Origin of the sequence: Roseicyclus sp., from assembly GCF_052168335.1 — a bacterium.
GTDB lineage: Bacteria > Pseudomonadota > Alphaproteobacteria > Rhodobacterales > Rhodobacteraceae > Roseibacterium.
In genome coordinates, this window is the sequence record NZ_JBQLZP010000346.1 from 1 (window position 1) to 5,129 (window position 5,129).

Below are 5,129 nucleotides of genomic sequence, written 5' to 3' on the forward strand. Positions count from 1 at the left end.
CGGCCCGGAGGGCCAGGGGGCCCTACGGGGCCGGAGGGCCTGAGGATGCCCCGCGGCCCGGAGGGCCAGGGGCGCCTACGGGGCCGGAAGGCATGACGATGCGCCTCGGCCGGGCGACCGGATGAGGGTGGAACGGACGAAGGACGGGACCATGCGCGACGCAACGAACGGATACAGGACACCCGCCCGCCTCCTGCACTGGGGGATGGCGATCCTGGTGTTCGCGACGGTCCCTGCGGGCTTCGTGATGGTGCAGGAGGGGCTCGACCGGGCGACGCAGAACGCGCTCTTCATCTTCCACAAGAACGTGGGCGTCCTGCTGCTCCTGCTCATCCTCGTGCGGCTGGCCTATCGCGCGACCCATCCCGCGCCGCCGCTGCCGCCGGGCCTGCCCCGCTGGCAGGCGCTCGCCGCGCGGGGGACGCATGTGGCGCTCTACGCGCTGCTCCTCGTGATGCCGATCGCGGGCTACGTGCGCGTCAGGGCGGGCGGCTTCCCGATCGAGGCGCTCGACGCGATGGGGGCGCCCTCGCTGGTGCCGCGCTCGGACGCGCTGGCCGAGGTGGCGAAGACCGTCCACTTCTACGGCGCGCTCGCCATCGCGGCGGTGATCGCGCTCCATGTGGGTGCCGCCCTCCAGCACGGCATCGTGCGGAAAGATGGCGTCTTTTCGCGCATGTGGCCGCCTGTCGCCGGTCGGAGGGGCTGAGCGGGGTTGCCTCGGCGGGCGGGGGCGATACCTCTGCCGCGTCAGTGACCGGCGCCCGCGCCGGACCATGCCAGCGCCCCAGGGGCCGGAGACGTCATGTCGCTCGCCGAGAACCTGCCCAGGCCCGCCGCCCTGCGGGACCGCGCCGCCCGTGCGACGGGCCTGGGCGCGCGCGGCGTCTTCTTCGGCCTGAGCGCCGCGCTGACCCTCGGCATCCTCGCCGTCTTCGCCGTGTCGCTGGCGGAATGGACCCCCGCGGCCGTCCTCGCCCTGCTCCTGCTGGCGCTGTCGGCCTTCTGGGTCTCCGGCGGAGCGGTCACGGCGCTCCTCGGTCTACTCGCGCCGCAGCGCCTCTCCGCCGCGCCGCCCGCCGGCTGGGTTCCGTCGGGCCGGACGGCGATCCTCGTGACGCTCTGCGGCGAGGACGCGCGGCCGCTGGCCGGGCATCTGGGCGCCCTGCGCGCCGGGCTCGACGCCAAGGGCCTCGGGGAGGGCGCCGAGATCTTCGTCCTCTCCGACACCTCCGGGGCGGAGCGGATCGCGGCCCAAGCGGCGGCGCTTCACGACATCGTGAGCGGCGGGGCGGTCGTCTATCGGCGGGGGGCGCGCAACACCGGCCGGAAGCCCGGCAACATCGCCGACTGGCTCGCGCGGCACGGTGAGGCTTTCGCCTACATGATGACGCTCGACGCCGACAGCCGGATGTCGGCCGACCGCATCCGCGCGCTGATCCACCGGATCGAGACGCGGCCCCGGACGGGGCTCGTCCAGGCCGGGATCGGGCTCGTGCCGGGGCGGAGCCGCTTCGGGCGGCACCAGCGCATCTCCGCGCGGCTGCTCTCGCCGGGCTTCGGGCGGGGCTTCGCGGCGTGGAGCGGGCCGAGCGGGAACTACTGGGGCCACAACGCGATCATGCGGGTGGAGGCCTTCCGCGCGGCGGCGGCGCTGCCGGTCCTGCCCGGGCGCGCGCCGTTCGGCGGTCCGCTCCTCAGCCACGACTTCATCGAGGCGGCGTGGATCCGGCGCGCGGGATGGGCGGTCGAGCTCGACCCCGACCCGCGCGGCAGCGCCGAGGACGCGCCCCAGACGCTGGCGGCCTTTCACCGCCGCGACCGCCGCTGGTGCCAGGGCAACCTCCAGCACCTGCGCCTGCTGGCCGCGCCCGGCCTCGACCCGGTGAGCCGCTTCCACCTCGTCTCGGGCGTCATGAGCTATCTCGCCGCGCCCGCCTGGCTGGTCCTCGTGGGGCTCGTGGCCTCGGGGGCGGTGAGCGTGACGGGGGCGGCGCCCTACGCCGCGGTGGCGCTCGTCCTCGTTCTGCCGAAACTCTGCGCGCTGGCGGGGCTCTGGCGGCGAGCCCGGACGGCCGGACGGCGCGCGGTCGCGCTGAAGGCGTCCGTGGCGGAGCTTCTCGTCTCGAGCCTCATCGCGCCGCTCGTCATGGTGCGCCAGGCGGGGGCGGTTGCCTCGGTCTGCGCGGGGCGCGACTGCGGCTGGCGGCCGGGCGAGGCGGCGCGCGCGCGCCTGCCGCGCGGTGCGGGCGAGGCGGCGATGGGCGCGGGGCTCGCGGGCCTCGGCATCGTCGCGGGCGGCGTGTCGGCGCTCTGGCTCGCGCCCGTGGTCCTGCCGCTTCTCGGCGCGCCGCTGATCCTGCGGGCGCTCGACGCCGGCGCGGCATGAGACGGCGGAGCCTCCTGGCCGGGGCGGCGGCGCTGGTGGCCGCGCCCGTGCTCAGGCTGTCGGCCGCGCCCGAGGCCTCGCTCCTCGACACCGCGCGCCGCCTCGCCGCCACGCCATACGCCGCCCCCTCGGGCATCCTGCCGCCGCCCTTCGCGGGGCTCGACTACGACGCCTATCGCGGCATCCGACCGTTGCCGGGGCAGGCGGCGCTCCTGCCGCTCGGCGGCGATTTCGCGGTCGACCTCCTGCCCCCGGGCCTGTTCTTCCCCGATCCCGTGCGGGTCGAGATCGCGGGCCCGGGCGGCTTCCGCGAGGTTCCCTTCGCGCCCGCGCTCTTCGACTTCGACCCACGCTACTTCGGCGACATCCCCGCCGAGGCGCCGGGGGCCGGGTTCTCGGGCCTGAGGCTCCGCCACCCGCTGAACGCGGCGGGCGAGCTGAACGAGTTTCTCGTCGTGCAGGGGGCGAGCTACTTCCGCGCCATCGGCCGGGCGATGGTCTACGGCCTCTCGGCGCGCGCCGTCGCGCTCGGCACCGGGGGGGCGGGGCCGGAGGAGTTCCCGCGCTTCACGCGGCTGAGGCTCCACGCGCCCGAGGGCGGCGTCGTGCGCATGGAGGCGGTGATCGACAGCCCCGCGCTGGCCGGCCATCTCGACATGGTCGTGCGGCCGGGGGCGGAGACGGCGATGGACGTCGCCGTCACGCTCCTGCCGCGCCGGGAGATCGCGGAGATCGGCGTGGCGCCGCTGACCTCGATGTATCTCAAGGGGCCGCTGCGCGCCGCGGTCTCCGACGACTTCCGCCCGCGCGTCCATGACAGCGACCTCCTCTACATGGAGAACGGCGCCGGCGAGCGGCTGTGGCGCCCCATCGCGAACCCCGCGCGGGTCGAGACCTCGGCCTTCGCGGACGAGGCGCCCGCGCTCTTCGGTCTCTGGCAGACGGCGCGGGACTTCGCGGATTTCGAGGACACCGAGGCGCTCTACCACGCAAGGCCCAACGCCCTCGTCCGGCCCTCGGGCGACTGGGGGCGCGGCGCGGTGATGCTGGTGGAGATCCCCACGGGCGACGAGTTCATGGACAATGTCGTGGCCTTCTGGCGGCCCGAGGCGCCGCTCGGCGCGGGGAGCGAGCACCGCTTCGACTATTCCCTGACCTGGACGCTGGCCGAGCCGCCCTCGGGGGCGGCGCCGCGCATCCTCCAGAGCCGCAGCGGGCGCGAGCACGACCGCCCCGGAACGCGACGCTACGTGATCGACGTGGACGGGGCCGCCGGGACGCTCGCGGCCGACGTGACGGCGGGCGACGGGGCGGAGGCGACGGGTCTCGCGCTCTTCGACCTGCCCGGGGGGCGCGGCGCGCGGGTGACGTTCCTGCTGACCCCCGGTGACCGGGACGCCGTGGAAGTGCGGCTGTCGCTGGCGCGCACGGGCGCGCCGCCCTCCGTCTGGCTCCACCGCTGGACGCGCACGCGCGACGGCGGGGTCTGACGGGCGGATCCGGCGCGCCCACGGTCGGGCCGGGGGGCGGATTTGCCGGCAAATCCGGGCCGGAAATGCCGGCATTTCCGGCACCCGGCGGAGGGCGCGGATCAGGCAAGCTCCACCCGCGCCATCAGCGGGCGGTGGTCCGAGGCCATGCGTATGCCCGCGCCGTCGAGGACGCGCGCCTCGGTCACGCGGCCGGGGGGCGTCGCGAGGATGCGGTCGAGCGGCAGGACCGGCCGCGCCATCGGGAAGGTGGCGGGCGCGGGCCCGCGGAAGCGCGCGCCGAGGACCCGGGGCGACAGGGCCAGCCCGCCCCAGGGCCGCCATTCGTTGAGGTCGCCGCAGAGGATCGCGGGCCGCGCGCCGCGGCGGAAAAGGTGCTGGCCGAGCGTCCGCATCTGCGCCACGCGGAGCGGCTGGGACAGCGACAGGTGGGTGCCGATGAGGCGGAGCGGCAGGCCGTCGCGCTCGGCGTCGACGACGACCGCGCCCCGGTGGCAGCGCCCCGGCAGGTCGAGGAGGACCACGTCCTCGATGCGGAAGGAGGGGTGGAGGAAGAGGACCACGCCGAGAAACCCGTGGCTCTCGGCGCCCCAGCGGCGGGTCTCCTCGGCGTGGACATGGGCGAGGCCGGTGCCCGCCTCGATGCCCGCGATGTCGAGAAAGCCGCGGTGAGGCGGGGTCTCCTCGTCGGCCTCCTGCAACACGAGAACCTCGGTTCCCGGCAGGCAGACCTCGGCAAGGAGCACGTCGCGGCTGCGGGCGGGATCGACCACGCCGTCATTGCCGCGGCCGCGGTGGATGTTCCAGCTGACGCAGGAAAACTCGGTTCTGCCTCGGGTCATCGCGCGGCCTCGCCGGAGACGGGTCCGCCAGACTTAGGCACTGCGGAGGGACTGGCAATAGCCTGCGCGGCTGGTGGGCCGGAGGTGCGGGCGTCCCGCACGGGGCGACGGACCGTCTGCGCGCATGGGCGGGCGCAGGCGATCCCTGGCGATGCGGCCGGGGGGGCGCTGTGGCGAGCTGCCGGAGGCCGTGCGGCCCGCGGATGCCATCTTGGCGGACCCGCGTCGCGCGCTCGGGGCGCGTCCCGGCGCGCGAGACCGGGATGCCTTGCGCGATCCGGGAGGCCGTCGTGGTCGGGGCAGGGCGTTCCGATGTCGGAGAAACTCTGGCCGGAGGCGGGTCGGAGGGGTGCCCGTGCGGTTGCTCCCGACGCTCCGGGGGCGCAGCGCGCCGGACCTCCCCGCCGC

4 protein-coding genes are annotated in these 5,129 nt (G+C 75.8%); 3 read left to right on the forward strand and 1 reads right to left on the reverse strand.

Annotated features, from left to right (window positions below; genetic code table 11):
- Window positions 1–151 precede the first annotated feature (151 nt).
- The 3 genes from ACTS11_RS10630 (at window position 152) to ACTS11_RS10640 (ending at window position 3,879) form a co-directional block, all read left to right on the forward strand.
- A complete protein-coding gene (locus tag ACTS11_RS10630; RefSeq protein WP_442640286.1) occupies window positions 152–709 on the forward strand; it encodes a cytochrome b in 558 nt (185 codons plus the stop codon).
- A 96-nt stretch (window positions 710–805) separates the two neighbouring features.
- Entirely contained in the window at window positions 806–2,389 is a 1,584-nt protein-coding gene (gene mdoH, locus ACTS11_RS10635) for a glucans biosynthesis glucosyltransferase MdoH (RefSeq protein WP_442640287.1), read from the forward strand.
- Window positions 2,386–3,879, forward strand: a complete 1,494-nt coding sequence (locus tag ACTS11_RS10640; protein WP_442640288.1) for a glucan biosynthesis protein — start codon at window positions 2,386–2,388, stop codon at window positions 3,877–3,879. Before mdoH ends, ACTS11_RS10640 begins: the two co-directional genes overlap by 4 nt.
- 101 nt (window positions 3,880–3,980) lie before the next feature.
- Here the strand turns inward: ACTS11_RS10640 and ACTS11_RS10645 are convergent, their stop codons facing one another.
- Window positions 3,981–4,721: an endonuclease/exonuclease/phosphatase family protein gene (locus ACTS11_RS10645; protein WP_442640289.1), complete on the reverse strand. Its 741-nt coding sequence runs from the start codon at window positions 4,719–4,721 to the stop codon at window positions 3,981–3,983.
- Between the last annotated feature and the right edge of the window lie 408 nt (window positions 4,722–5,129).

What these genes read in the sequence shown, in the direction of transcription:
- ACTS11_RS10630 (WP_442640286.1), top strand. Translation starts at nt 152, where the DNA reads ATGCGCGACGCAACGAACGGATACAGGACACCCGCCCGCCTCCTGCAC.
- mdoH (WP_442640287.1), top strand. Translation starts at nt 806, where the DNA reads ATGTCGCTCGCCGAGAACCTGCCCAGGCCCGCCGCCCTGCGGGACCGC.
- ACTS11_RS10640 (WP_442640288.1), top strand. Translation starts at nt 2,386, where the DNA reads ATGAGACGGCGGAGCCTCCTGGCCGGGGCGGCGGCGCTGGTGGCCGCG.
- ACTS11_RS10645 (WP_442640289.1), bottom strand. Translation starts at nt 4,721, where the DNA reads ATGACCCGAGGCAGAACCGAGTTTTCCTGCGTCAGCTGGAACATCCAC.